The following is a 1,403-nucleotide window of genomic DNA, read 5'->3' on the forward strand; positions in this document are numbered from 1 at the left end:
AGAGTTACTCAAGGGATCTCATCAATGGGCGAGATTATAGGGGCTCAAATTTACTTAACCGAAATCACAAAACCTCCTACTCAATATTCAAGCGTGGCTATGATTGTCGCAGCATCTACTGTAGTAGGCGTTGCAGCACTCGGTATAGCATCTATAGTTACCAGCTATAGTTTTTAGTTGGCGTATAGCCTTTTGGATGGGAGAAGTTATTGCCGTGATTGGACTAACTGCACGAACTACTTTATAGGAAACTCCTGTATTTGCAAATGCAAAACACCAACTTCAAGAAAGCTTAGCTGATGCTATTGAAAAAGGAGATATAAATATTAAAAAACCATTTTCTGCTACAAGAAAAGGTCAATAAAAAAACCTGTTTGGCTTATTTTTTAATTGAATGTGCATGGCCTGTATCATTTTATTTTACCTGCTCACATTGTAGTAATATATTAAAAAATACCTTTGGTTACACCAATGAACAGGTCATACATAATAATTTTATTGTCTCAATAGTAAATTTAGGTTCATATATAACATTAACTTATCTATGCTATAAAATATATCCATTAATTCTTATAAAATTTAAGTTATTAATATTTTGGTTATTTGCTTTATCACGAGCTTTAATGTTTGCAGTTTCTTCTTGTAGAACAATTTACTTGATAGATTATTTTAATCACTGGGGATTATTATTCTTGATTATTCCAATTCTAATTGGTTATAACATTTGGAGTAAATCATTTTATAAAGTTAGAGGAGGAAGCAGAGAGTTATTATTAGAAAAAGCTTTGTGTCTTTCAAGTTCAATATTAAAAACTTTTAGGCATAACTTAGCAAATTCTCGTTCTAGTTTATAATTTATATTAGCAGCGACCAAAAGAAAATTTATTAAAGTCTCTTCAATAATTTTTCTAGCTTTCTCAGGTGATTTAATTCCCAAAGTTTGCACATTATGAATTCGGTCAAATAATTTTATTAATGCCGTATTGTATCTTTTCTCTTTAATTAATCAGTTTAGGCTTTCTCCGCTACTTATCTTCCCGTAAGATTTAATTCTAGTTAGACCTTCTACGTGTTTTGCTACTTCCGGTCCAAAAATTTCGGTAATTGCTTCTTCAGTTAATTCTGTATCTTCTGTAGTATGTGCGTCAAGATAAGGTGCATTAATCTTACGGGTGAAAGTCCTGTTATGGAAGGGGTAGCTAGCTCCACCATATAGCGAGTCTTGTGCTGCTGAAGGTAACGACAGTAGTAAAGCGTAGACAGCGAAACATTCGAGCCGAAACCAAATGGTGAACGTGATAGCCCCGAAAGGAAGACGTAGTGGAAGTCGATGTGCTATACTACACAGTAGGCAAAAGAAGATTGGAGGTCAAACTAGCGAAAATCAAAAAGTCTTCAACCAC

At 33.7% G+C, this 1,403-nt stretch carries 1 protein-coding gene and 1 pseudogene; one reads left to right on the top strand and one right to left on the bottom strand.

Annotation, left to right across the window (positions count from 1 at the left end; all coding sequences use genetic code 11):
* Positions 1-599: 599 nt before the first annotated feature.
* Positions 600-777 (top strand): annotated as a pseudogene (locus RAT170B_RS12325) (proline/betaine transporter); the annotation flags it as partial.
* Here the strand turns inward: RAT170B_RS12325 and RAT170B_RS09385 are convergent.
* On the bottom strand, positions 740-937 hold the full coding sequence (locus RAT170B_RS09385) for a hypothetical protein (protein WP_014014536.1): 198 nt from the start codon (positions 935-937) through the stop codon (positions 740-742). The pseudogene RAT170B_RS12325 and the gene RAT170B_RS09385 overlap by 38 nt on opposite strands.
* Between the last annotated feature and the right edge of the window lie 466 nt (positions 938-1,403).

The organism is Rickettsia argasii T170-B (assembly GCF_000965185.1).
In the GTDB taxonomy this organism is placed as follows: domain Bacteria; phylum Pseudomonadota; class Alphaproteobacteria; order Rickettsiales; family Rickettsiaceae; genus Rickettsia; species Rickettsia rickettsii.